Here is a 23860-nt window from a genome sequence, read left to right on the forward strand (position 1 = left end):
CAGCTGTGCTCAGCCGGGCTTGCCGAAAGAGCACCAGTTTTCACCGCCCAGAACCCAGAGCAGAAGACCTTTCTGGGCGTGCAGGCGGTTCTCCGCTTCGTCGAACACAACCGAGGCGGCGCTTTCAAACACCTCTTCGGTCACTTCCTCACCGATATGGGCGGGCAGGCAGTGCATGAACAGGGCCTTGGGGGCGGCTTTCTGCATGAGAGCCGTATTTACCTGGAAGGGGCGCAATGTGCTGAGCCTGACAGTCGATTCCTCGTCCGACATGCTGGTCCAGGTATCCGTCACGATGCAGTCCGCATCTTGCACGGCCTCGACAGGGTCGTGAACGAGGCGGATCCTGCCGCCCTCGGCCTGCGCCCAGTCAAGAACCTCCTGTCGCGGTTTCATTGTCTCAGGCGTCGCGAGCGTGAGCGAGAACCCGAAGCGTACCGCGCCCTCGATCAGGGAGGCGGCAACGTTGTTGCCGTCGCCGACCCAGGCCCAGTGCGAGCCCGCGACAGGGCCGCGATGCTCTTCATAGGTCATGATATCGGCGAGGATCTGGACAGGGTGGGAATCGGGTGTCAGCCCGTTGACCACAGGGATGCTGCTCCAGCGCACCAGCTCGCTCAGCATGTCGGTCTCGCCGGTACGCACGACCAGCACATCGAGGAAGCGCGACAGAACACGCGCCGTGTCGGCCAGGCTCTCGCCACGACCGATCTGCATATCTGTCGGTGAAAGCACCGATACGTCCCCACCCAGCTGGCGCATACCCACCTCGAATGAGAGGCGTGTTCGCGTCGAGGGTTTGGAGAGCATCAGGCCAAGCGTACGACCGGCCAGGGGATGGGCGGGATGCATCGGCACGCGTCGCGCATCCTGCATTGCCTTGACCGAGCGACCGACATCGATGATGTCGCGCAATGTCGCGGCATCCAGATCACGCAGATCGAGGAAGTGCCGAATTTCTGCGGCAGAGGGGGAGCGTGTCTGGATGGTCATGCGTGGCGCTCCGTCTGGCTTTCTGTCTTGTTTTTCTGCTGCTCTGCGGCTTCCAGCGCCTGAGCGGCGCGCGAGAGAATCTCGCAGGCTTCGCGGCACTCTTCCGGGGTGACGATCAACGGAGGCAGAAGACGCAGCACGTTTTCGCCAGCCGTGACGGTCAGAAGACCTTCAGCCATGACCTGGGCCTGAACCTGCGCGACCGGCAGACGGCATTTCAGCCCCCACATCAGACCACGACCGCGGGCGAGTTCGAAGACCGTCGGATGCTTGCGCACGAGAGCGTCGAGCGTCTCGCCCAGAACCGCGCCGGTGCATTCGACCTGCGGCAGAAAGCCATCGGCAAGAATGACGTCGAGCACGGCATTTCCTGCGGCGCAGGCGAGCGGATTGCCCCCGAAAGTCGTACCGTGCGACCCGGCTCCCATAGAGGCAGCGACTTCCTCATTGGCGAGGATGGCGCCCATGGGGAAGCCGCCTGCAATACCCTTGGCCACTGAGATCACGTCAGGGGTGATGCCGTACCATTCATGGGCGAAGAGCTTGCCCGTACGGCCCATGCCCGTCTGCACTTCATCAAGCGCCAGAATAAGCCCGAACTCGTCGCAGACCTGACGCAGCCCGGTCATGAACTGCGGATCGGCCTGCTTGATTCCGGTTTCACCCTGGATCGGTTCAAGCATGATGCCCGCCGTCTCCGGCGTGATGGCAGCGCGCAGCGCGTTCATGTTGTTGAAGGGCACATGATCGAAACCTTCGACCGGCGCGCCGAAACCCTCGAGATAGGCCGGGTTGCCGGTGGCGGCGATCATGGCAAGCGTACGACCGTGAAAGGCGCCCGTGCAGCAGATGATGCGCGTGCGCTCGGGATGACCGCGACCCGATTGGGTCTTGCGGATCATCTTGACCATGCCTTCATTCGCTTCTGCGCCGGAATTGCAGAAGAACACGCTGTCAGCGAAGGAATGCGCGACCAGCCGGTCTGCCAGCTTCTCTGCCTGCGGGATGCGATACAGGTTGGAAACATGCATAACCCGGCCAGCCTGCTCGGCAATTGCCTTGACGAGGCCTTCATGGCCGTGACCGAGCGACGAGACGGCAATGCCCGCCCCGAAATCTAGGAATCGTCGCCCGTCAGCCGTGTACAAGCAAGCGCCCTGACCATGCTCGAAAGCAAGGTCGACTCGTTTGAATGTTGGCATCAGAGCGGAAATCATGGCGATGAGAGAGCCCGGTTGAAATGGATGGGAAAAAGCAACGGCAAGAGCCCCGCGCCTGAAAATTCAGGGCAGGGCACAGGCTGCTGCATTCCCATGATGGGGGTATTGCCCCCTATCCGTCAAATTCAGTCTTGGCAGCGCCGATAAAAGAGATCGCGTGCCAGCCAGCATCCGACCCGGACACCCGTCATTTTTCCGGTTTCATCGCGCTGAAAAGCGAGCGTCCAATAGCCTGGCGGTGAGTGGTCTAGCGCCCTGAGGCAGGGGATGAGCCAGACATCGCTGCCCACGGGCTGAAGACGTTCCATTCGTCCCAGGCCGAGCATTCCTGAAAATCCACCGTAAACAGCGCCCTCCGCTCCTTCCAGTGTGAGGACGCTGTCAAGTTCAGCGCAGTGATAACGACCGGCCAGACCGTCATGCCTTATGCGCTCGTCGAGACAGACCAGCGCGACGTCCCGGTTTTCCTGAGGGCGTGCCATCCTCAGCCCCTCATCGGAGAGGCTCAGCCGTGTTGCGTCGCGCCCGGCCCCATTCTGCGTCCAGAACTCAAGTGTCTCCGGCGGGTAGGCATAGCGCAGGGACAGCTTCTTGCCGGATGCGCTCGGTGTGATCGACGCTGACAGCCCGGTCTCTCTGTCGAGATAGGAGCCCAGTATGGCTCGATTTCCTGCAGTTTCCTCCTGTGTCATCGGCGGAATGTCGAGTGCGGCGGCGGCGAGGGAGGCCGCTGCTGAATGGGCCTCCGACATGTGATTGAACAGAACGACCACCGATAGTCGCTCTTCTGCCAGATGCAGTCTGTGGCTGCGCCAGCCGCGCAAGGCGCCCCCATGGCCGGTCATGGCGCGCCCGAACAGCGTGCCGCGCTGCAGGCCGTGACCATAGCGGGCAGGGGTGCCGTCACGGAAGCTCACCGGGGCGGAGAGGCGATTGTAAAATCCCTGCGGGTCGTTTCTCTGCGCATCGATCGCCAGTTCCCAGGCGATCATGTCATCAAGGCTGGCACCAAGCCCTGCATCGCCAGTCCAGAAGATGTGATTGACTGCAGCCCGATAGCCCGTCGTTTCACTTCCCTCATACCCCTGCGTGCCGTCCGGCATGGCCTGTGTATCCGCAGCAAGAAACGCTGTGCTCATGCCATGGCGTTCGAACAGCTGTGTTCTGAGCAGTTCAGCAAAGCTGCGTCCCGAAAGCGCCTCGAGTGCTTCCGAAATCAGGAAGAAATTCTGGTTGACGTAGGAATAGGCGGTGCCGGGACGAAAATGCAGACTGCGTGTGCCGGAGATCACGCGATGGGCCTCTGTGGCGCCAAAAGCCGATTCCGTCGGGGCGCCATGCAACATGGCGACCGCCCAGTAATCACGCAGTCCTGACTGGTTATGCGCCAGATCCATGATGCCAGGGGGCGCCTCTTCCAGCTTCGGCAGATAGCTGGCGATGGCCGCATCGAACGGGGTCTTGTCGGCAAATTCGTCGAGTAGCGCGCAGGTGAACTGCTTTGTGATCGAGCACAGGCGAAACAGGGTCTTCGGTGTGAAGGGCAGGCGGGTTTCGGCGTTGGCGAAGCCCCAGCTATGGCGACCGATGACCTCTCCGTTCCTGATGACCGCCGCCGCGCCGCCTGGGCCCGGATAGGTCGAGGGCAGGGCCGTGAGCGCGCGTTCGAGCGATGAAAGGGTCATGAGGGAACTCCCGCGGTTTTCACCATGTTGCTGCCACGAAGTTATGGCACAATGTAGCCATGTCAGCGATTCCGGATCTGCCTCCTCCGCCGACAGCGGCAACCCTGCGCGAGACGGCCCTGCGTCATCTCGCGCGTTTTGCTGCGACCGAGCAGGGGCTGGCTCAGGTGCTGGAACGCGCGGTCATGCGATGGGCACGCAAGGCGGGCACGCAAGGCTGCGACAATGACCAGATCGAAGGGCTGGCCAGAGAAAGCCGCTCGGCTATCGCCGGGATTGTGGCCGATATGCGCAGGCTTGGTGCTCTCGACGACGCTGCCTTTGCCCGATCCCGCTCACTCAGCCTGACGCGCTCGGGGCGGTCGCGCCGGGCGGTGGCTGCGAGTCTGACCCAGAAAGGGATTGGCGCCGAGGTTCTGGGCGACGCGCTGAAAGAGGCTCTCGGGCACAGGCACGACGACAGCGCGCACGAGCATGAGCTCGGTGCTGCGCTCGTTCTCGCCCGCAAGCGTCGGCTCGGTCCTTTCAGGAGGGGCGATGAAGAAGAGGGCGACGAACAGGCGCCCCTGCGTCATCAGCGCGCTCTGGCTGTTTTTGCCCGTGCGGGGTTCGGCCGTGATGTCGCCGAGCGGGCACTGGCTCTGGATCTGATGGAAGCGGAGGATCGCGTCATGGCGCTGAAATCGTCATGAAGAGAATGGTGCTTGGGTTCAGTTTCTGTCTGAGCCTTGCTGCCTGTGGTGGCGGGCCCAGGGAATACAGCCGCGCCAGTTTCAATGGCCCGTTGCAATGCGCGCCCTATGCGCGCGCCAAGACAGGTGTCGCGCTTTATGGCGCTGCGGCTTCCTGGTGGCGCGGAGCTTCGGGTAAATACAGACGCACACAGAGCCCGGCGCAGGGCGAGATCCTTGTCTTTCGTTCGACAGGGCGGCTGCCTTCTGGCCATGTCTCTGTTGTGCGCAGCACTGTCTCGTCGCGCAAGATCCTGGTCGAACATGCCAATTGGGAGCCCGGTCGCATCGACCGGTCGGTGCCGGTCATCGACGTGTCGCGCAATAATGACTGGTCTCTGGTGCGGGTCTACTGGGCGCCGATCAAAAATCTGGGCTCGAGAGCCTATCCCACTTACGGCTTCATCGTTCCGCGTGACATCGACGATATTGCGCGCTTGCAAGAGACGCCTGATCACGCCATGTGAGGAGTGAGAAAAAGAGACGGCTGTTCGGTCCCGTCATACGAGGAGAGAGATTATGGGTAGCATGAGTCCCCTGCACTGGCTGATAGTGCTTGCCGTCGTACTCATCCTTTTTGGCGGTGGCAGCAAGATCAGCGGTCTGATGGGCGACTTCGCGAAGGGGATCAAATCCTTCAAGAAGAACATGGCAGAAGACGAATCCATGGAGCCGAAGCATGACCAGCCGAATGGTCAGATTTCGCCGCCGCCCCAGGGCAATTTTCAGCAGCCGCAATACACGCCCCCCGTATCGGGCGGTAATGTGAACAACGTCAATCACTGAGCTTTCCATGACCCAGCTTTCGGACCGGCTCTGGTCGGATGCGGTGCAGGACGTGCTGCATGCAGGCCGCAGAATGGACCACAGGGGCTGGGTGCCAGCCACGGCTGGCAATCTCAGCCGTCGACTTGACGATGGCCGTATCGCCATCACGCGCTCGGGCGGTCACAAGGGGTTTCTGACCGAGCAGGACGTCATCGAGATCGACCCTGAGGGTCGCCCGCTCGATTCCGGCCAAAGGGCCAGTGCCGAGACCCTGCTTCATACGCAGCTTTACGCATCTGACCCGACGATCGGTGCTGTACTGCATGGCCATTCGGTCGCGGCGACCGTGTTGTCGATGGCGATAAAGGCGCCCGTGCTCACTTTGGCAGGATATGAATTGCTCAAGGTGTTCGAGGGGCAATCAACCCATGACACCGCTATCGACGTGCCACTTTTTGCCAATGACCAGGATATTGCCCGTCTCGCGACAATCGTGGCGCCGTCTCTCGGGAAAATGCCCGCGGGTTATGTGATCAGAGGGCATGGTGTTTATGTCTGGGGCCGGAACATGGCCATGGCGCTGGCCCGGCTCGAAGGGCTGGAATTTCTCCTGGCCTGCGAACTCGAAAGGCTGAAATCATGAGCAGACTGACGATCTATCGCGACGACACGCCCGAAAACCTCATTCTCGACACAGAGGACGCAAGGGTCATCGCCGAGACCCTGCGCCCGCTCAATGTGCGCTTTGAACGCTGGCAGTCACCTGTAACACCCGCCAAGGATGCTGCACCGGAAGTCATTCTGGAGGCATACCGCCCCTATCTCGATGGGCTGATGGGCGAAACCGGAGCAGGCAGCGCCGATGTGGTGCGGTTTGACCGCAACACGCCGCAGATCGCCGCCATGCGTGAAAAATACCTCTCTGAGCATACTCATAGCGAAGACGAGGTGCGTTTTTTCGTGCATGGTCAGGGCGCCTTTATCCTGCATGTCGAGGGCAAGGTCTATTCGGTACTCTGCGTTCAGGGTGATCTGATTTCGGTTCCTGAAGGGACGCCTCACTGGTTCGACGCCGGGACCAATCCCGATGTGGTTGCCCTGCGGGTATTCACTGATACGACGGGGTGGGTTGCCGAATATACGGGCGACGAAATCGCCCGTCGCTTTCCTGTCGTCATTCCGGATCTTGCCGCATGAGCACTGTTCGCCTGATCCTTCTTGATATCGAAGGAACGACCCTGCCGATCTCTTTCGTCAAGGATGTGCTCTTTCCCTATTCCGACAAGGTGATGCCCGAGCTGCTGCGTGAACAGGCGGACAACCCTCTGGTCAAGGTGGCGCTGGCGGATATCGACGCGGCCAATCCCGGTTGCGATCCGCTTGCCCAGCTGCATGACTGGACGGTGCGTGACGAAAAGGTCGCGCCGCTCAAATCACTGCAGGGACTGGCCTGGAAAACGGGCTTCGAGACCGGCGCCCTCAGGGCACAGCTCTATCCCGATGTCGCCCCAGCCCTTGAAGCCTGGCACAAATCAGGGTTGCGTCTTGCCGTCTATTCCTCGGGTTCAGCCAGTGCGCAGCGCCTGCTTTATGGTTATTCCGATGCAGGTGATCTGACGTCGCTGTTCGAGGCGTTCTACGATCTCGATATTGGCGGCAAGAAAATTGCCGAGAGCTATCGCGAGATCGCTTCGCGTGCGGGTGTGGCGCCGGGCGAAATCCTGTTCCTGTCCGATATTGGCGCTGAGCTCGACGCAGCAGCAGAAGCGGGCCTCAGAACCTGCCAGCTTGTCCGGCCGGAAGACGGTACTGTCGCGCACCAAGGCGTGCGTCAGGCAGCGGATTTCCAGAGCGTCAGCCAGCAATTCGAGTTGCCCGTCTCATGACCTTGCACGAGGACTGGGCGGCAATCCCGCAAGGGGCGCACGGCGCCGCCGTAGCCCTCGGCAATTTCGATGGTGTGCATCTTGGGCATGTCCATCTTCTGAAGTCGCTGCATGCAGCACGTCCCGATCTGCCTCTGGGCGCGGTGACCTTCGAACCGCATCCTCGCGAGTTTTTCCGCCCGCAGGACCCGCCGATCCGGCTGATGCTTCCCGCTATCCGCGCACGTTTCCTGCATGAGCAGGGCGTCAAACAGATCTTCCAGCTGCCGTTCGATGCTGATTTCAGTCATCGCTCGCCCGAGCAGTTTGTCGAAGAGGTGCTGCATCGTGCGCTTGGCGTGCAGCATGTGGCGTGCGGCCCAGATTTTGCGTTTGGGCACAGACGGGCCGGCAGTATCGATTTTCTGGCACACAGGCTCGAGGCGCTTGGTATCGGCCTGACGGTTGTGCCGCCCCTTACAGATATCAGCGGGCCATTTTCCTCCTCACGCATCCGCCGTCTGCTCCAGGAAGGCTATCCCGAGCGCGCGGCAGAAGAGCTTGGTCGTCCCTGGTTCATCGCAGGTGCCGTTACGCATGGCGACAAGCGCGGACGTCTGCTGGGCTTTCCTACCGCCAATATTCCGCTGGGCCGTCATATCGAACCCGCCCGCGGCGTCTATGCCGTGACTGTCCACCATCCCGATGGGCGCATGATTCCGGGGGTGGCCAATATCGGTCGCCGTCCGACCATCAATGACGGGCAGGAAAGCCGCCTCGAAGCGCATCTGTTTGACACCAATGAAGATCTCTATGGCCAGACCCTCGAGGTCAGCCTGCACAGATTGCTGCGTGAAGAGCGTCGCTTTGACGGGCTCGATGCCCTGAAGGCCCAGATCGCCGAGGACGCGAGCCAGGCCCGCGCTGCGCTTGGCTCTTCCGTCTGAACCCTGCCTGTTGCAGGGGGTCAATCATGTCACGCTTTGCGTGACAGACCTGCCGCGGGCTCTTGCCTTCTATCAAAATCTGCTCGGCTGCCGTTTGAGCGCGCGCTGGAATCGCGGGGCATATCTTGAGGCAGGGTCGCTCTGGTTATGCCTCGAATGCGCGCCTGCTGGCATCTGTCTGCCACGGCAGGATGACACCCATCTTGCCTTCACCGTCAGCGCCGCTGCTTTTACAGTGCTGTCTGCGCGCCTTTCAAGGCAGGTGACCATATGGAAAGCGAATAAGAGCGAAGGAGACTCGCTCTATTTTCTCGATCCTGACGGCCATAAACTTGAAGTCCATGTCGGCTCCCTGGCAACGCGTCTGGCCCATTGGCGCCACAATCCCCCCGCTACCCTTCGTGATCTGACGATGCCGCCTGACAGGGCGTGACATGATCTTGCCTTGAATGTGAAGTTTTATTGTTTGTCTTCACTTTTGTAATGTTATAAATTACTCATGGTTAATAAATCGGTGGGGGCTATCATGTTTGGCGCGATGCAGATGTATCAGATGCAGGCGATGGAACAGCATATCGCCCAGAAAGAGGCGCGTCGTGAGAAGAGTGTCTCACGGCTTGTACGCCTGCGTGATTTCTTTCGACAGGATCTGACCCAGCTAGGGGAGCAGATCGACACGACGTTTGAGGCCGTCTGCACGGGCGGGCATTTTCCGCCTTCGCAAATCAGACGCTCCTGACAGCTGGCGACACAAGAGACACCCGACACCAGACACCGCTGTCTGGTGTCGGGTCGGGCGATCAGTTCACGATGGTGCAGGAGAAGGGTGTCTGAAGCACGCGGTAGAATTCTTTCTGATGCAGGGAGAAGATGAGTCGTAGCGACACATTGCCTTCCATCAGAAACTTCATGTCACCATCGCAATAGCGGTCTCTGGTAGCATCATAGAGCAGCTGTTTGAGCTTATTGACTGAAAAGGCATGGATCGCGTTATCCGCTTCTGATGTCAGAGTAATTTCTTCGACGAGTATGCGACCATCCCGGCTGGCATGTGTGATCGTCTCCATCGCATTTTCACGATTTGGTGCCTTTGCATTGAGCACGAAGATAGCCTTGTCGAGGCGATCAATCGATATCTCGGTTCCAAAATTAAAGTCGCCAGCCAGCACTGTTGAGGGAGTGTTCAGTAATGAAAAAAAGACAACTGATAGAAGCCGATAATTCATGGTGGTAACCCATTTTTTTTGGATAAATTACCATATCTGTGTTTAGAATTCCACTCAGTGTAGAAAATTCCTGCCTGACGCATGGAATGCTTCCTGCATCCCCAAAACCGGGCTGTCTCACGCCTGATGAGACGGTGTTGATGTCACCAGTCCGGTCTTGTGCTCTTGACCCAGAAGCCCGCATCTTCGCATAACTCGCGGTTCCCTGACTCCGTCGAATGATCGAAGATGCCTGATTCAAAAAGCCCCGATCCTCAGGACCGTTATCGCGACACGGTCTTTCTTCCTCGCACCAGCTTTCCCATGCGTGGCAATCTGCCGACGCGTGAGCCTGAAATTCTGGCGCGTTGGGAGTCGATGGGGCTCGATCAGAGCATTATCGAGGCAGGCAAGGGAAAGCCCGTCTTCACCCTGCATGATGGCCCGCCTTATGCGAATGGCCATCTCCACATCGGTCACGCCCTGAACAAGATCAACAAGGACGTGGTCAACCGCGCTCAGCGCATGAATGGCGCACGGGTGCGCTACGTTCCGGGTTGGGATTGCCACGGCCTGCCGATCGAATGGCGCGTCGAAGAGGAATACCGCAAGGCGGGCAAGAACAAGGATGACGTGCCGGTCCTGCAGTTCCGCGCCGAATGTCGCGACTATGCGCGCCGCTGGCTCGAAATCCAGTCCGAGGAATTCAGGCGTCTGGGTGTGCAGGGCGAGTGGAAAAACCGCTATGCCACCATGGATTTCAGCTCTGAATCAGCCATCGTAGGCGAGATCGGCAAGTTCCTGCTCAATGGCAGCCTCTATCGCGGCCTGCGCCCTGTCATGTGGAGCCCGGTCGAAAAGACGGCCCTCGCCGAGGCCGAGATCGAATATCACGACATCACCTCGACCACGATCCATGTGGCGTTCCCGATCGAGGCCGATCCGACCCCGGGTCAGGCATTGCAGGGGGCTTCAGCGGTCATCTGGACGACCACGCCCTGGACCATCCCGGCCAATCGCGCCATCGCCTATGGCCCCGAGATCGCCTATGCCGTGATCCGCGCCGATCTGATGGAAGAGAACAGCCTTGTTGCGCCGGGTTCGCGCTTCCTGATCGCTGAAGAGCGTCTGGCCGATTTCTGCAAGCAGGCAGGCATTCAGGAGCATCATGTTCTCTACACCCTGCCGGGTGAGGCGCTTGAGGGGACGCTCTGCGCCCATCCCCTGCGTGGCTGTGGCTATGAGTTCGACGTGCCCATGCTGCCGGGCGATTTCGTGACCACAGATGCCGGTACGGGCCTTGTGCATATGGCGCCGGCGCATGGTCAGGACGACTTTCTCCTGACGCGACAGTACGGCATCGAAGTGCCCGAGCTGGTGCAGGATGATGGCACCTATGCCCCCTGGGTGCCGCATTTTGCCGGTATCCATGTCTTCAAGGCGGCTGATCCTGTCTGCAGTGCCCTGACCGAAGCCGCACAGCGATGGGCCGCCAATGGCGATGCCGCTGCAGGCCTCGTGGCACGGTCGAGCATCGTGCACTCCTATCCGCATTCATGGCGCTCGCGTAAGCCGATCATCTTCCGGGCGACCCCGCAATGGTTCATCCGCATGGATGGCGATCAGGCCCTGCGACGCAAGGCGCTCGATGCGCTGGCCGATGTCACCTTCGTGCCCGAAGCCGCACGCAACCGCCTGACCTCCATGATCGAACAGCGTCCCGACTGGTGCATCAGCCGTCAGCGCGCCTGGGGCGTGCCGATTGCCGTCTTTGTCGAAAAAAGCACCGGCGAAGTGCTGCGCGATCCGGCTGTCATGCAGCGTGTTGTCGATGCAATGGCCGAGCATGGCGCCGATATCTGGTACAGCGCCGATCCGGCTGTGTTCCTCGGCGAGGGACGCGACCCGGCACAATACGAGCAGGTTTTCGACATCGTCGATGTGTGGTTCGAAAGCGGTTCGACCCATAGCTTCGTGCTGGGTCAGGATGGTCTGAACTTCCCGGCCGATCTCTATCTCGAAGGGTCGGACCAGCATCGCGGCTGGTTCCAGTCCTCGCTGCTCGAAAGCGTCGGCACGCGTGGTGTCGCGCCGATGAAGGCCATCGTCACCAACGGCTTTGTGCTCGACGAGCAGGGCCGCAAGATGTCGAAATCGCTGGGTAATGTCATTGCGCCCAAGGAAGTCACCGACAAGCTGGGCGCAGATATCCTGCGTCTGTGGGTCGTCAATTCCGACAGCAATGAAGATCTGCGTATCGGCAACGAGATCCTGAAGCAGCAGGGCGAGCTTTATCGTCGTTTGCGCAATACGCTGCGCTGGCTGCTGGGCGCGCTCGACGGCTACACGCCTGAAGAGGCCGTGCCTTACGAGCAGCTGCCGGAGCTGGAGCGTTATATTCTCCATCGCCTGACCGATCTCGGCGGGCTGCTGAAACAGGCTGTCCAGACCCATCAATGGGTTGGCGTCTATCCGATGCTGCACGGTTTCTGCACCACCGATCTGTCGGCGTTCTATTTCGACGTCCGCAAGGATGCGCTGTATTGCGATGCCCCGTCGTCCCTGCGTCGCCGTGCGGCCCGCACTGTGCTCGACATCCTGCACCGTGCGCTCGCCACCTGGCTGGCACCGGTTCTGGTCTTCTCGGCTGAGGAAGCCTGGACGGCCCGTTTCGGTGAAGAAAGTTCGGTACACCTGCAGAACTTCCTCGAGCCTGACCCGATGTGGCACGATTCCGCTCTGGGTGAGCGCTGGACGCAGATCCGTGCCCTGCGCCGCGTCATCACGACCGAACTGGAAGGCGCCCGTCGTGGCGGCGCCATCGGCTCGTCGCTCGAAGCCCGCCTTACCCTGCCGCTGACCGAGCAGGAGCAGATTGCTTTCGGCGATGTGGACTGGGCCGAACTTGCCATCGTCTCACAGGCCGATGTGCAGCTTCTGACCAATGTGCCATCGCTCTATATCAATGACGGGTCTGACCCCGAGCGCGAGGGTGTGGTTGCGGCGCATCCCGGCCCGAGCGTGACGGAAGCCGAGGGGACGAAATGCCTGCGTTGCTGGCGCGTGCTGCCTGAAGTCGGCAGCCATGCCGAGCATTCGGGCCTGTGCCTGAGGTGCAGTGACGTGGTGTCGATGTGACACGCGCGAAGCTCACCTTTTCCTTTGGGCGCCCGGCGACCCTGATCGCCGGAATCATCGCTTTCGTGATCGTGCTCTGCGCCGATCAGGCGAGCAAATGGTGGATTCTGGATGTCTTCAACCTGCCGCTTAAAGGCAGTGTGGTCATCATGCCGGGGCTGGATTTCACCATGGTGTGGAACCACGCCGTGACCTTCGGCATGCTGGGCGGGGTCGGCGCTTATGGGCCATTGATCTTCTGCACGGTGGCGCTTCTGGCCGTGCTGGCGCTGCTCTGGCAGACCCTCACCACTTCGCGCATGGTGGTTGCCATTGCCTCCGCGGCCATCGCGGGGGGCGCCGTTGGCAATGTGATCGATCGCATGCGCTTTGGCGCCGTGGTTGATTTCATTCATGCCCATGCCTTCGGCTGGAGCTGGTATGTCTTCAACGTGGCTGATTCGGCGATTGTCTGCGGTGTGATCGCCTGGGTGATCGAGTCGATCTGGTCAGACAGACGCAATGCCGGGGCAGGTAATGACGCAGGCAAGAATTCGTTGCATTCTTCCGGCTCCGCAACCGCCCCGCGTGATCATTGATCTCTTGTCGATGCCGAAACGCTCCATTAGGATTGGGACCGATATGGCTCAGCTCTCCTTCCCGTCCGTCCTCCGCGTCCTGCCGGTTCTCGGCCTGACCGCGCTCCTTCCGGCCTGCTCCGGTTCCGATGTCTCGCGGGCTTTTGGCCTCGAGCGGTCGATGCCTGACGAATATACGGTCACCACGCGGGCACCGCTTTCGATGCCGCCATCGGAGCAGCTGAGCCTGCCCGGGCAGGGTGAGCATACGGCGGATGAAAATCCCCGCACCCAGGCGCTCGAGACCCTGTCGCCGAATGCTGCGCTGCACTCGACCACGGGTAGCAACAGCGCGGGCCAGCAGGCTCTTGTCGGCCAGGTCGAGCAGGCCTCCAGAGCGCCGAACAATGCCGAACTGGGCGCTGCCGGCGCCGGTCTGACCGACGAGCTGATGTTCTGGCGCGGCGGCAACTCGGGCAGTGTGGTGGATAGCGAGGCTGAAAACCGCCGTATCCAGCGCGCCTCGGCTCTTGGCCAGAGCCCGTCAACCGGTGCCACCCCCACCAAGAAGTCGAAGAGCTCATTTCTCGGCGTCTTCTGATGCCGACCCATGAATTCTGCTGAGCGCATTCCATTACGGCCGACGCTGCGGCGTCTGTCCAATCATGTCATCGATCTGATCGCTGCTGGCGAGGTTGTCGAGAGACCCGCCGCAGCCCTCAAGGAACTGGCTGAGAACGCGCTCGATGCCGGAGCGACCCGGCTCGAGGTCTCCCTGATCAATGGTGGATGCGACCGTATCGAGGTGATCGATAATGGCTGCGGCATGTCGCCTGACGATCTGGCCATGGCTGTCGAGCGCCATTGCACCTCCAAGCTGAGCGATGAGAGCCTGACCCATATCGTCACGCTCGGCTTTCGTGGCGAGGCGCTGCCCTCCATCGGGGCGACCGCACGGCTTGGCATGATTTCGAGACAGCACGATTCCGACACAGCCTGGATGCTGCGTCTGGAAGGTGGGGTTCTAACCCCGCCAGCGCCCGCCCCCGGCGCGCCGGGCACACGTGTGGTCGTTGAGGATCTTTTCTTTGCCACGCCCGCGCGGCGCAAATTCCTGAAATCAGCGCGCGTCGAGGGCAGTCATGCCGAATCGGTCATGCGGCGTCTGGCGCTTTCGGCGCCGCATTGCGCCATGCGCTTTTCACTCGATGAGCGTCTGGTTTTCGACTTTCCTTCCCAAACTCAGCTCGAACGCGTTCAGGCCGTTCTGGGCGAAAGCGACTCCCTTATCCCGCTCGACGAGGAGCGCAATGGCCTGCATCTGACAGGCTATATCTGCGGACCCGCTGCTACGCGTGCCACAGCAGCGGCGCAGTTTCTTGTCGTCAATAACCGGCCTGTCGCTGACCCCCTGATGAAGACGGCCATACGTGTGGCATACCGTCCGGTCATCGAGCCGGGACGCCATCCGGTTCTAGCCTTGCATCTGACCCTGCCGCATGACCGGGTGGATGTGAACGTCCATCCCGCCAAGACCGAACTGCGCTTCGCCGATGAAGCCGATGTCAGAGGGCTGATGATCGGCGCCATGCAGCGGGCGCTTGGTCACGGTGCGGGTGAGGGCGGGGTACGTGTGCGTTTTGCAGCCCCTTCGCGGCAGAACATCCAGTATCCGGCCCCCGAACCGGTGCGCCAGAGCGCCGGTTTTCTCTCTTCCCATGCGACTCTTGCGGGCATCGGAACAACTGCCCCGCAGACGATTCCCGCTGCGGTCACAGGTTTCTCCGAAGGTCTTGGAGCCTTTACGCCAGCGGCCCGGCCTGTCATCCAGCCTGATGTCGAGCAACAGGCGGCTTTCCCGCTCGGTGCCCCGGTGGCACAGGTTTTCGATACATATATTCTGGCCGTCGGTCAGGACGGCGATCTCATCCTTGTCGATCAGCATGCGGCCCATGAGCGCCTGACCCATGAGAAGCTGCTCGCCCAGTATGCCTCCGGCACGCTCAAGGCGCAGCGTCTGCTTCTGCCTGAGGTGGTCGATCTGCCCCCCGGACAGGCGGGGCGTCTGCTGGAGTGGAAGACAGCTCTCGAATCGCTCGGCCTCGAAATCGAGTCGTTCGGCGGAGGCAGCGTGCTGCTACGCACCATGCCCATTCTGCTGCAAGGCGGCGATGGCGTCGCGCTTCTGCGCGACCTCTCTGAAGAACTCGCTGCCGACCCTGATCTTGTGCCGGGGGATAGCGCCGCACTCGAAAGGCGCATTGACGCTGTCATTGCCCGCATGGCCTGTCATGGCAGCATCCGGGCTGGCAGACGCCTGCAGCAGGAGGAAATGGCCGCCCTGCTACGCCAGATGGAGCAGACACCACGGGCGGGTACCTGCTCGCACGGCCGCCCGACCTGGCTGCGTCTGGGGCGTGACGAACTCGAAAAACTGTTCGGTCGCATCCGGTAGGGACTTTATTGGCTTTTCCGCGACGCAGCCCCTTTTGATTAGCATCACAGGGCTTTCGGCTGATTTCTGAGCGAGCGTGATGACCCGCTCAGGGTTGAATTTCAGAAAGCTAAAGATTTTACGACTTTTTGTGCGAAGTCTTATGGGCCGGCGCAGTCGCTGGCTGGGCAGTAACAACCACGCTGTCGGAAACGAACAGCACGCTGTCGAGGGCGTTCTGTAGCGCTTCCGTGGCCATCTTCGCATCGCCACCATCCATGAATACCGACGCGCGGTTGATGTCACCCGACACCATTTCAAGCGGTGCAAGGGCCACGACATATTGTACGTCGGTGCCCACGACCTGCAGATCCTGATTCACCAGTTTCGTGTCGCCAGTCTTCAGATGCGTATTGGCCTGGGCCAGCGCCGTCTGCTTTTCGGGGGCTAGGGCCTCGGTGACAGCATATTCGCCGCCAATCGGCAGCCAGTGGACCTCCACGCCGGTGATCACGGCGCGTTTGGGGGCGGCATGGCTCGGTGCCGGCTGCATGGCGTCCTGCGCCTTCAGGAAGGCACGGTTGTCCTTGGCGGCTTTCGTAAGTCGGATCTGGGCATCATTGATCAGCGACTGGGCCTGACCGTTCTGGTTGTTGCCCAGGGCCTGCTGTGCCTGAACGATATCGGCGAAGGCCTTTTGGCCGTCCTTGGACAGACGGGCAAAATCCTTGTCAGCCATGCGCTGCGGCGATGCGGCAAGGGCCGGAACCGCAGCGAAAGTGAAAAGGGCGGTACCGGCAATAAAGAGGCGACGCATCGACTTGCTCCCTTGATTCGTCTCCTGGCGAGACTGTTGGGAGCAGAACGGTCACGACCTGCCGATGTTGCATGACAAGGGCGTTAACACGCCCTCATGAACCGCCGATCAGGTGGGGGGAACGGTCTCGCCATCCGGCGGCGGCTTGCGGCTGGTCAGCACGTTGCCCGCCGAGGCCCCTGCAATGCAGAGTACACCCATCCAGCGTGCCACCGAAAGCGACTCGCCCAGTAGAAACAGCCCCGAAATCGAACCGAGAACCGGTTCCAGACTGAGCAGAATGCCCAGATCGCGCGGGCCAAGCTTGCGCATGGCCATCATGTCCAGAATATACGGGACGGCTGAAGAAAGAATGGCCACACCGACGGCCTGAAAACCCTGATGGGGATGGGTCACAGCCGGCATCAGGGTCGGAATCAGCCAAGGTAGCAGCAGGATACCTGCTGTCGTCATGCCAAGTGTGGTTGCCTGTGCAGCGGGCATGATACGGCCGATACGTGTGCCGGTCAGGATATAGATCACCCAGCCAACAGCGCTGATCAGGGCGGCGATGACCCCGATAGGGTCGAGATGGCCCGAGATGTGATCGGGGCGGAGCAGAAGATACAGCCCCGAAAGCACCATACCGGCCCAGACCAGATCGAGGAGACGGCGCGAGCCTATGAGCGCCAGAGACAGCGGTCCCATAAACTCGAACGCGACCACCAGTCCCAGTGGCAGGCGAACCAGCGCGATATAGAAGGCGAAATTCATGACCGCCATCGAGGCCCCGTAGGGCAACAGCAGGCGCCAGATGCCGGGTCTCAGCACCGAGGGGCCGGGCCGGATGACGGTCAGAAGAATGACGGCGGCGAGGCAGACACGCAGTCCGACCATCCCCTCCGCACCGAAGAGCGGAAAGAGGCTCTTGGCCAGCGCGGCGCCAACCTGGAAGGAGGAAATTCCCCCGATCAGAAGCGCCAGACCGCCAAGTTTGTCGAGTCGTGTCGAAGTCGGATGGTCGAGAGCAGCCATCAGACGTCGAGAAGCTCGGCCGAGCGGGCATGATCCTGAATGAACCGAAAGCGCAGCTCAGGCTTGCGCCCCATCAGGCTTTCGACGCGATCGCTGGTGAGCGCGCGGTCTTCCGGGGGGGTGACGACACGCAGCAGCGTGCGTTTGGCCGGGTCCATGGTTGTCTGTTTCAGATCCTTGACCGGCATTTCACCAAGGCCCTTGAATCGTGAAATCTCGACCTTTGCGCCCTGCTTGAAGTCACGCTTGAGGCGACGCACGCGGTCGTCGTCATCCATGGCGTAAACCGTCTTTGCCCCATGGGTCAGGCGGTAGAGCGGCGGCTGTGCCAGATAGAGATGCCCCTTGCGCACCAGTTCGGGCATTTCGCGATAGAAGAAGGTCATCAGCAGGGAGGCGATATGCGCGCCATCCACGTCAGCATCGGTCATGATGATGACGCGCCCATAACGCAGACGCGTCAGATCGAAGCTCGCCCCCGAGCCGCAGCCCAGAGCCTCGACGAGATCGCGTAGTTCCTGATTGGCCTTGAGCTTGTCTGCCGTTGCCGACGCCACGTTGAGAATCTTGCCGCGCAGGGGAAGAACGGCCTGGGTTTCGCGATCGCGTGCCTGACGCGCAGAGCCACCTGCCGAATCGCCTTCGACCAGGAAAAGCTCGGTATCGGCCGCATTTTCCCGCGTGCAGTCAGTCAGTTTACCCGGCAGGCGCAGGCGGCGCGTGGCGCTCTTGCGCGGCGTGTCCTTGCTCTCCTTGCGGCGCAAACGTTCTTCGGCACGCTCGATGATGAAGGCCAGAAGATTATCAGCCTGCGCCGGATTGCCACCCAGCCAGTGGTCCAGCCGGTCACGCAGGGCGCCCTCGACAAGGCGGCTGGCTTCCTGCGTGGTCAGTTTTTCCTTGGTCTGGCCCTGAAAATGCGGGTCGCGGATAAAGACCGAGAGCTTGGCTGAGAGCGCGCCAAGAATATCATCCGCCGTGACCGCTGCCGCGCGCTTGGTGTTGCGGCTTTCCCCCCAGGCACGGAAGCCCTTGACCAGAGCCGTGCGGAAACCGGCTTCATGCGTGCCGCCCTGGGGCGTTGGAATCGTATTGCAGTACGACGTCATGCTCGACGTGCCCTGCTCCAGAAAAGCCACGGCCCATTCGAGTTTGCCGCCCGTGCGGCCGTCGGCAGCCTGAGGCAGCTCGGCCTCGCCTGCCCAGATCGGGGCCAGCAGGGCGGGTGCGGCGCCGAGTTCGGCATTCAGACTATCAGCGAGACCATTGGGAAAATGGATCGTCGCTTCGGTCGGGATCTCGTCTCCAATCCTGATCAGAGACGGGTCGACGCTCCAGCGGATGGTGACGCCACGAAACAGCGCAGCCTTCGAGCAGCACAGGCGATAGAGGCGCTGGGGTGAGAAGCTCAGCGTTCCGAAGATTTCCGGGTCCGGCGAAAAGCGGATAGTCGTACCACGACGGTTGGGGGCATTGCCGATCTGCTGGAGCGGGGTCAGGGGCTTGCCGCGGGCATAGTCCTGACGCCAGAGCAGCTTTTCGCGCGCGACCTCGACTTCCAGTCTGTCTGACAGCGCATTGACCACTGACGAGCCCACGCCGTGCAACCCGCCCGACGTGTCATAGGCCTTGCCCGAAAACTTGCCGCCTGCATGCAGTGTGGTGAAGATCACCTCAAGCGCCGAGCGGTCCTTGAATTTGGGGTGGGCATCAACGGGAATACCACGCCCGTTATCCCGCACCATCAGCAGGTGCGGCCCCTCGAGCGCCAGATCGATGACGCTCGCATGACCCGCGACAGCCTCATCCATGGCGTTGTCGAGAATTTCGGAAGCCAGGTGGTGATAGGCGGTATCATCGGTGCCGCCGATATACATGCCCGGGCGGCGTCTGACCGGTTCGAGTCCTTCAAGGACTTCGATCTGATCGGCGCCGTAATTTTCCGGCACAGGAGCCTGCGTCGACTTGCGGGGGCGACGCGCGGGCTTTTCATCACTCTGGAAGAGGTCGTCGTTCATATTGCGTTCTTGACGGCCTCGCCGGGGCGCCGTCAAGCGCCCCGTGCAGGGTAAGGGTCAGTTTTTAGGCGCGTGTCTTGCGATGGGTCCGGCTCTTGCTCGTCGTGCGGCTGTGCGTCACGGCTTCGGGGGCCGAGCAGGTCTCGAAAGAGGCGGGCTGAACCACGTCCTTGGCATCGGCATAATGGGCCAGATCGGCGCCATCATCGAGGGCATCGACCTCGTCGAACATCGCAACGCGCTGCTGGCAGAAGATCGTGCCGGCCTTCAGGCCGCCTTCTGACTGAACATTGGCCAGCTGGGTGATGTAATCGTCATGAGCCTTCATGGCGTTACGGCCATAGGCAGACTTGAAATAGGTGTTCAGACGCTCTTCTTCAGCAGCCAGCTTCGGGCGGAATTTGGCAACGAACGAGTTGTAGCGGTCCTGGGCGCTGCAGGAGAGCGCCGTCACCATCAGTTCGCTCTTGAGCCCCTGCACATTGAAGGCTTCATGCGCCGGAGACTCGCTGCACCCGGCTGCATGAGCAACGCCGGAAACGAAAAAGGTGCTGGCGAGCAGCGTACACGCGGTCAGGCGCGCGAAGGGGCGCAGGAGGCGTTGCCGGGCTGAAAGCGACATCAAGGAACTCCACAAGGGCAGGGAACGGGATATTTCGGGCGTCGCGCCGACGGGGCGCAGGCAGGACTGAGAATGCGCCCTGATTATGTCGCAGCAATTGCGGCGAGAAAATGCCCCGAGGCAAGGAAGAACGCCAATTTTCGAAAAAAAAACCTGACTGTTCTTTTCTTTTGTTTCAGCCGCTGCTCCCCCCTTTCGGCGGGGCGCGGCTTGCGCTAGGGCCATTGACGAAATTGTCTCCACAGGCGTTGATCATGCCCGGAGACATCTGGCGTCGTGCCTGCTGCAGAGAAAAAGGCGGTATCGACTGGCGATGACAAGTGACAGGTGGAGTTGATGGTGCGACTGCGTGGTTCAGCAATTACTCTCGTTTCGGCCCTGACTCTGGCGGCCTGTGCGCAGACGCCTGTCGTGCAGCGCGTCGTACCCCCCAATCCTTTTGGCTATCAAAAGGTCTCTGCCGTCTGCAAGACGACGCCGGTCAAGACCGCCGCCGATGGCAGCATGAGTGTGGAGATGACCGTGCGCAGCGATGACGGGCTCTGTGCCCTGTCGGTGCAGAAGCCGGGCAACACCAATTATCGCTCATTCGGTGTCTCGCCTGCTCCCGAGCACGGCAAGGCGTTCATGTATAATTTTGATGACCACACCTACATCACCTACACGCCCAGCACGGCCTATTCCGGCAAGGACAGCTTCACGGCCATCCTGATCCCCGGCGGCACCGAGGCCCGCAACAAGCTGACCGTCAATGCCGTTGTCGATGCAACGGGCGTGACGATCACGGCTCCGCCTCCGGCAATCGTGGCGCCTGCCGCCAAGAAGCCTGTCGTCAAGCACACGGCGACCCGTCGCAAGACCACCAAGAAGTAAGCAGCAGAATACGTCTCTGCCCCTCAGGGGGCAGAGATGTCTCTTTGAGATCGTTCCGTCAGATCGAAAACGAGATCGGTTCGTGCACAGGGCGACGCAGCCCGGCTGCCTCGGCGCGGCGTACCATTTCCTCGAGTGTCAGTGCCGCCATCTCACTGCGCACCGTCTCATCCAGCACCTGCCAGCAGGGCTCGATTACATTGCGATAAAGCGTGCCCTGCGCCGCTTCTTCCGCCCCTGCATCCTCAGACACGACAACGCGCACGATCTCATCGAGCCCGATATCGCGCTGCGGGCGCCCCAAACGGTAGCCGCCCCGAGGACCGCGCACGCTTTCCAGCAATCCCGAGCGCGACAGCGCCTGAAGCAGGGGCTCGATACCGCGACGGGCCAGTCCCGCACGCTCGGCGATATCGCCCCCGCTGACAAGGCTCGAGCGCCCGGCATGAAAGGCTACATCGACCATGATGATCACGGCGATCATCGCCCTGTCCCTGCGGAGATACATGCAGTTTTTTCCTCAATGACAAATTATGCGCAATATAGCAGTTATTGCTGACAAATCACAGACCGGCATCGCGGGACTTGCCGCGTTGCTCATTGCACGAAGGAGAAAGCCATGACGACCCGACAGGAGAAGCTGGCAAAGAGTGGGCTGGCAACGCGATATGCGGCCCCACGCGGGCGGGTTTTCGATTCGATTCTCGAAACCATCGGAGGGACGCCTCTCGTCGCCGTGCCGCGGCTGGCCGAGGCTGACAAGCTCAAGGCGCGTCTGCTGCTCAAGCTCGAATTCTTCAATCCGCTCGGCTCGGTAAAGGACCGCATCGGCCTTGCGCTCATTCAGCAGGCCGAGGATCGTGGGGAAATTGCCCCGGGGCGTACCGTGCTGGTCGAGCCCACTTCGGGAAATACAGGTATCTCTTTGGCCTTCGCCTCAGCGGCGCTTGGCTATCGTCTGATCGTGACCATGCCCGAAAGCGCCTCGATCGAGCGCCGCAAGATGCTGCGCCTGATGGATGCCCAGCTTGAACTCACGCCAGCAGCGCGTGGTATGGCCGGCGCAATCATGCGGGCGGAAGAACTCGTCGCCTCGCTTCCCGATGCCTGGATGCCCAGCCAGTTCGACAACCCTGCCAATCCCGAGATCCACGCCCTGACAACCGCAGAAGAATTGTGGGTGGATACTGATGGCGCGGTCGATCTGGTTGTGGCTGGTGTCGGGACAGGGGGGACGCTCACCGGAATCGCGCGTACGCTCAAGCCACGCAAGCCGTCGATGCAGTTCTGGGGCGTCGAGCCTGCGGAAAGTGCTGTGCTTAACGGCGATGACCCGGGGCCGCATGGCATTCAGGGCATCGGGCCAGGCTTCTGCCCCAATACCCTCGACTCGTCCCTGCTTGATGGCGTTCTGGCCGTGTCAGAACGTGATGCCATGGCGGCTTCGCGTCGCTGCGCGCGTATAGAGGGGATTCCGATCGGGATTTCGTCTGGCGCGTCGCTTCACGCAGCCCTCGCGCTTGCACAGCGCGACGAGAATGCAGGCAAGACCATCGTCTCTATCGTGCCGTCATTTGCCGAGCGCTATCTTTCGACGTCACTTTTCAACGGACTTGTCTGAGAGCGTTTTTGCCTTCTGGCAGGCAAGGGGCGGTCTCTGCGACCGCCCGACAGGGCAGATAGACCCTGTTCAGACGGGGAGGGCGTTGCCCTCCCCGTAATCATGTCAGTGCAGGATGATTTCGACGCGACGGTTCTGCGGTTCGCGCGTGTTGGGCCCAGTCTGAACCAGCGGGTTGCTTTCGCCATAGCCCTTGGTCACGATCAGTCCGCCCGGTACACCATCGCGGATCAGCTCGGCGCGCACTGCATCGGCGCGGCGTGTCGACAGCTTCAGATTGTAGTCTGCACCGCGTGTGCCGGAATGGGCGGCACTGTTATCGGTATAGCCATTGACCTCGATACGCGTGAGCTGCGTGTGGGTCGAGTTCTGGGCCGCTGTGCCGACGATGGCGCGGGCGCGATCGGTCAGATCGGCACGGTCCCAGTCGAAGAACACCAGATAGCTGCGAGCCGGAGCCGGAGCCGGAGCCGTCATGACCGGAACGCTGCGCGGCGGCGGTGGGGCAGGGTTGAACTCGTAGCGCAGGCCGAGCAGCAGCGAATGGTTGAAATCGGTCCGTGTGACGCGATTGCCTTCCATGGCACCGGCAGGACGCGGCTGATCATAGCCACCGATGCTGCCATAGCCGGTTGCATAGTGACCGTTCGGCCCAAGCATCGTGTAGAAACGATATTCGGTCGTAAACGACAGACCGACAGCAAAGGGTACGGGGAAGGACAGACCGAAGATGCCCTGATAGGCAAAGTTGCTGGCCGTGCCGCCGATCTTCTGGTTCAGGTAGTTGCCCGGCGCACGCACCGAGGCATTCATGGCCTGCCAGCCATAGCCGACACCGGCACCGAAATACGGATAGACCCAGTTTGCGCCGACATCCATGTCGAACAGCGCATTGACCATCACGCCGTATTGCTGCTGACGCCCACCGGCTGCGGAAGGGAAATAGCTTGATTTGAACTGCTGCAGACGGTTGTTGCGGTAGTTGCCTTCCACTTCAACACGAAAGCCGTTGCCCAGACCCCAGCCGACAGAGCCAAGACCTGTCACACCGGCATCATAATGGTCGCGGCCACTCGGCAGCACCGGCGACAGACGCACGGTCTGGTCCTGATTGAAGCTCGCGCCACCAGATCCGGCTGCATAAAGCCCCTTGATGACCTGTGCCTGAGCGGGTGCCGCCAGAAGACACAGAGTGCTCAGCGCAGTAAGGCCCGGAATGCTCTTGCGGAAAAGCCGGGAGAGCGAACCGACTGCCTGCCGGACATCAGAAAACGGGCGGCAAACGGTTTCACCGCGCGTTCGGTGTTCCAGCATCATATCGTCTTCTCCATTCTTTTCACGCGGCAGACTGA

General features: G+C 61.2%; 25 protein-coding genes. 15 read left to right on the forward strand and 10 right to left on the reverse strand.

The window, feature by feature from the left end:
• Nucleotides 1–9 precede the first annotated feature (9 nt).
• The 3 genes from argF to IEV53_RS10190 form a co-directional block, all read right to left on the reverse strand.
• Nucleotides 10–993: an ornithine carbamoyltransferase gene (gene argF / locus IEV53_RS10180; RefSeq protein ID WP_188426682.1), complete on the reverse strand. Its 984-nt coding sequence runs from the start codon at nucleotides 991–993 to the stop codon at nucleotides 10–12.
• Nucleotides 990–2210 carry an aspartate aminotransferase family protein gene (locus IEV53_RS10185; RefSeq protein ID WP_188426683.1) on the reverse strand — a complete coding sequence of 407 codons (1221 nt, stop codon included), beginning with the start codon at nucleotides 2208–2210 and terminating at the stop codon, nucleotides 990–992. Before IEV53_RS10185 ends, argF begins: the two co-directional genes overlap by 4 nt.
• A 128-nt stretch (nucleotides 2211–2338) precedes the next feature.
• A complete protein-coding gene (locus IEV53_RS10190; protein WP_188426684.1) occupies nucleotides 2339–3898 on the reverse strand; it encodes a D-aminopeptidase in 1560 nt (519 codons plus the stop codon).
• A 59-nt stretch (nucleotides 3899–3957) separates the two neighbouring features.
• Between IEV53_RS10190 and IEV53_RS10195 the strand changes: the two genes are divergently transcribed.
• From IEV53_RS10195 to IEV53_RS10235, 9 genes are all read left to right on the forward strand, one after another.
• A complete protein-coding gene (locus tag IEV53_RS10195; RefSeq protein ID WP_188426685.1) occupies nucleotides 3958–4590 on the forward strand; it encodes a regulatory protein RecX in 633 nt (210 codons plus the stop codon).
• Nucleotides 4587–5096 (forward strand): CHAP domain-containing protein, encoded by a 510-nt coding sequence (locus tag IEV53_RS10200; protein ID WP_188426686.1) that lies wholly within the window; start codon nucleotides 4587–4589, stop codon nucleotides 5094–5096. The genes IEV53_RS10195 and IEV53_RS10200 overlap by 4 nt, the downstream gene beginning before the upstream one ends.
• A 52-nt stretch (nucleotides 5097–5148) precedes the next feature.
• The gene (locus tag IEV53_RS10205) at nucleotides 5149–5415 is read left to right on the forward strand and encodes a twin-arginine translocase TatA/TatE family subunit (RefSeq protein ID WP_188426687.1); all 267 of its coding nucleotides are present in this window, start codon (nucleotides 5149–5151) and stop codon (nucleotides 5413–5415) included.
• A gap of 7 nt (nucleotides 5416–5422) precedes the next feature.
• The gene (locus tag IEV53_RS10210) at nucleotides 5423–6040 is read left to right on the forward strand and encodes a methylthioribulose 1-phosphate dehydratase (RefSeq protein ID WP_188426688.1); all 618 of its coding nucleotides are present in this window, start codon (nucleotides 5423–5425) and stop codon (nucleotides 6038–6040) included.
• Nucleotides 6037–6594 (forward strand): 1,2-dihydroxy-3-keto-5-methylthiopentene dioxygenase, encoded by a 558-nt coding sequence (locus tag IEV53_RS10215; protein WP_188426689.1) that lies wholly within the window; start codon nucleotides 6037–6039, stop codon nucleotides 6592–6594. The genes IEV53_RS10210 and IEV53_RS10215 overlap by 4 nt, the downstream gene beginning before the upstream one ends.
• The gene (gene mtnC, locus IEV53_RS10220) at nucleotides 6591–7283 is read left to right on the forward strand and encodes an acireductone synthase (protein ID WP_188426690.1); all 693 of its coding nucleotides are present in this window, start codon (nucleotides 6591–6593) and stop codon (nucleotides 7281–7283) included. The genes IEV53_RS10215 and mtnC overlap by 4 nt, the downstream gene beginning before the upstream one ends.
• Nucleotides 7280–8209: a bifunctional riboflavin kinase/FAD synthetase gene (locus tag IEV53_RS10225; protein WP_188426691.1), complete on the forward strand. Its 930-nt coding sequence runs from the start codon at nucleotides 7280–7282 to the stop codon at nucleotides 8207–8209. The genes mtnC and IEV53_RS10225 overlap by 4 nt, the downstream gene beginning before the upstream one ends.
• Nucleotides 8210–8216: 7 nt before the next feature.
• Nucleotides 8217–8642 carry a VOC family protein gene (locus IEV53_RS10230; protein ID WP_188426832.1) on the forward strand — a complete coding sequence of 142 codons (426 nt, stop codon included), beginning with the start codon at nucleotides 8217–8219 and terminating at the stop codon, nucleotides 8640–8642.
• 66 nt (nucleotides 8643–8708) lie between these two features.
• The gene (locus IEV53_RS10235; protein ID WP_188426692.1) at nucleotides 8709–8948 is read left to right on the forward strand and encodes a hypothetical protein; all 240 of its coding nucleotides are present in this window, start codon (nucleotides 8709–8711) and stop codon (nucleotides 8946–8948) included.
• A gap of 61 nt (nucleotides 8949–9009) precedes the next feature.
• Here the strand turns inward: IEV53_RS10235 and IEV53_RS10240 are convergent, their stop codons facing one another.
• Complete coding sequence (locus IEV53_RS10240; RefSeq protein WP_188426693.1) at nucleotides 9010–9435, reverse strand: hypothetical protein; 426 nt, start codon at nucleotides 9433–9435, stop codon at nucleotides 9010–9012.
• 228 nt (nucleotides 9436–9663) lie between these two features.
• Between IEV53_RS10240 and ileS the strand changes: the two genes are divergently transcribed.
• From ileS to mutL, 4 genes are read left to right on the forward strand one after another with little or no spacing between them, the layout of a single operon-like run.
• Nucleotides 9664–12552: an isoleucine--tRNA ligase gene (ileS, locus tag IEV53_RS10245; RefSeq protein WP_188426694.1), complete on the forward strand. Its 2889-nt coding sequence runs from the start codon at nucleotides 9664–9666 to the stop codon at nucleotides 12550–12552.
• Entirely contained in the window at nucleotides 12549–13130 is a 582-nt protein-coding gene (lspA, locus tag IEV53_RS10250) for a signal peptidase II (protein ID WP_188426695.1), read from the forward strand. The genes ileS and lspA overlap by 4 nt, the downstream gene beginning before the upstream one ends.
• Before the next feature lie 43 nt (nucleotides 13131–13173).
• The gene (locus tag IEV53_RS10255) at nucleotides 13174–13710 is read left to right on the forward strand and encodes a DUF3035 domain-containing protein (RefSeq protein ID WP_188426696.1); all 537 of its coding nucleotides are present in this window, start codon (nucleotides 13174–13176) and stop codon (nucleotides 13708–13710) included.
• Nucleotides 13711–13719: 9 nt separating this feature from the next.
• A complete protein-coding gene (gene mutL, locus IEV53_RS10260; protein WP_188426697.1) occupies nucleotides 13720–15564 on the forward strand; it encodes a DNA mismatch repair endonuclease MutL in 1845 nt (614 codons plus the stop codon).
• Between the two features lie 118 nt (nucleotides 15565–15682).
• Here the strand turns inward: mutL and IEV53_RS10265 are convergent, their stop codons facing one another.
• From IEV53_RS10265 to IEV53_RS10280, 4 genes are all read right to left on the reverse strand, one after another.
• The gene (locus IEV53_RS10265) at nucleotides 15683–16360 is read right to left on the reverse strand and encodes a YfdX family protein (RefSeq protein WP_188426698.1); all 678 of its coding nucleotides are present in this window, start codon (nucleotides 16358–16360) and stop codon (nucleotides 15683–15685) included.
• Between the two features lie 108 nt (nucleotides 16361–16468).
• Nucleotides 16469–17374, reverse strand: coding sequence for an EamA family transporter (locus IEV53_RS10270; protein WP_188426699.1), 906 nt, complete (start codon nucleotides 17372–17374; stop codon nucleotides 16469–16471).
• A complete protein-coding gene (gene parE, locus IEV53_RS10275) occupies nucleotides 17374–19392 on the reverse strand; it encodes a DNA topoisomerase IV subunit B (protein ID WP_188426700.1) in 2019 nt (672 codons plus the stop codon). The genes IEV53_RS10270 and parE overlap by 1 nt, the downstream gene beginning before the upstream one ends.
• A gap of 64 nt (nucleotides 19393–19456) precedes the next feature.
• The gene (locus IEV53_RS10280; protein ID WP_229719819.1) at nucleotides 19457–20014 is read right to left on the reverse strand and encodes a hypothetical protein; all 558 of its coding nucleotides are present in this window, start codon (nucleotides 20012–20014) and stop codon (nucleotides 19457–19459) included.
• Nucleotides 20015–20353: 339 nt separating this feature from the next.
• Between IEV53_RS10280 and IEV53_RS10285 the strand changes: the two genes are divergently transcribed.
• Nucleotides 20354–20887 carry a hypothetical protein gene (locus IEV53_RS10285; RefSeq protein WP_188426834.1) on the forward strand — a complete coding sequence of 178 codons (534 nt, stop codon included), beginning with the start codon at nucleotides 20354–20356 and terminating at the stop codon, nucleotides 20885–20887.
• Between the two features lie 58 nt (nucleotides 20888–20945).
• Here IEV53_RS10285 and IEV53_RS10290 read toward each other — a convergent pair whose 3' ends face one another.
• The gene (locus IEV53_RS10290; protein ID WP_188426701.1) at nucleotides 20946–21395 is read right to left on the reverse strand and encodes an RrF2 family transcriptional regulator; all 450 of its coding nucleotides are present in this window, start codon (nucleotides 21393–21395) and stop codon (nucleotides 20946–20948) included.
• A 111-nt stretch (nucleotides 21396–21506) separates the two neighbouring features.
• Here IEV53_RS10290 and cysK point away from each other — a divergent pair, with 111 nt between their 5' ends.
• Nucleotides 21507–22508, forward strand: coding sequence for a cysteine synthase A (gene cysK, locus IEV53_RS10295; protein ID WP_188426702.1), 1002 nt, complete (start codon nucleotides 21507–21509; stop codon nucleotides 22506–22508).
• A gap of 105 nt (nucleotides 22509–22613) precedes the next feature.
• On the opposite strand, the gene IEV53_RS10300 is transcribed toward cysK, so the two are convergent.
• Entirely contained in the window at nucleotides 22614–23825 is a 1212-nt protein-coding gene (locus tag IEV53_RS10300) for an OmpA family protein (RefSeq protein WP_229719821.1), read from the reverse strand.
• Nucleotides 23826–23860: the final 35 nt, after the last annotated feature.

It is taken from the genome of Asaia siamensis (assembly GCF_014635085.1).
Lineage (GTDB): Bacteria > Pseudomonadota > Alphaproteobacteria > Acetobacterales > Acetobacteraceae > Asaia > Asaia siamensis.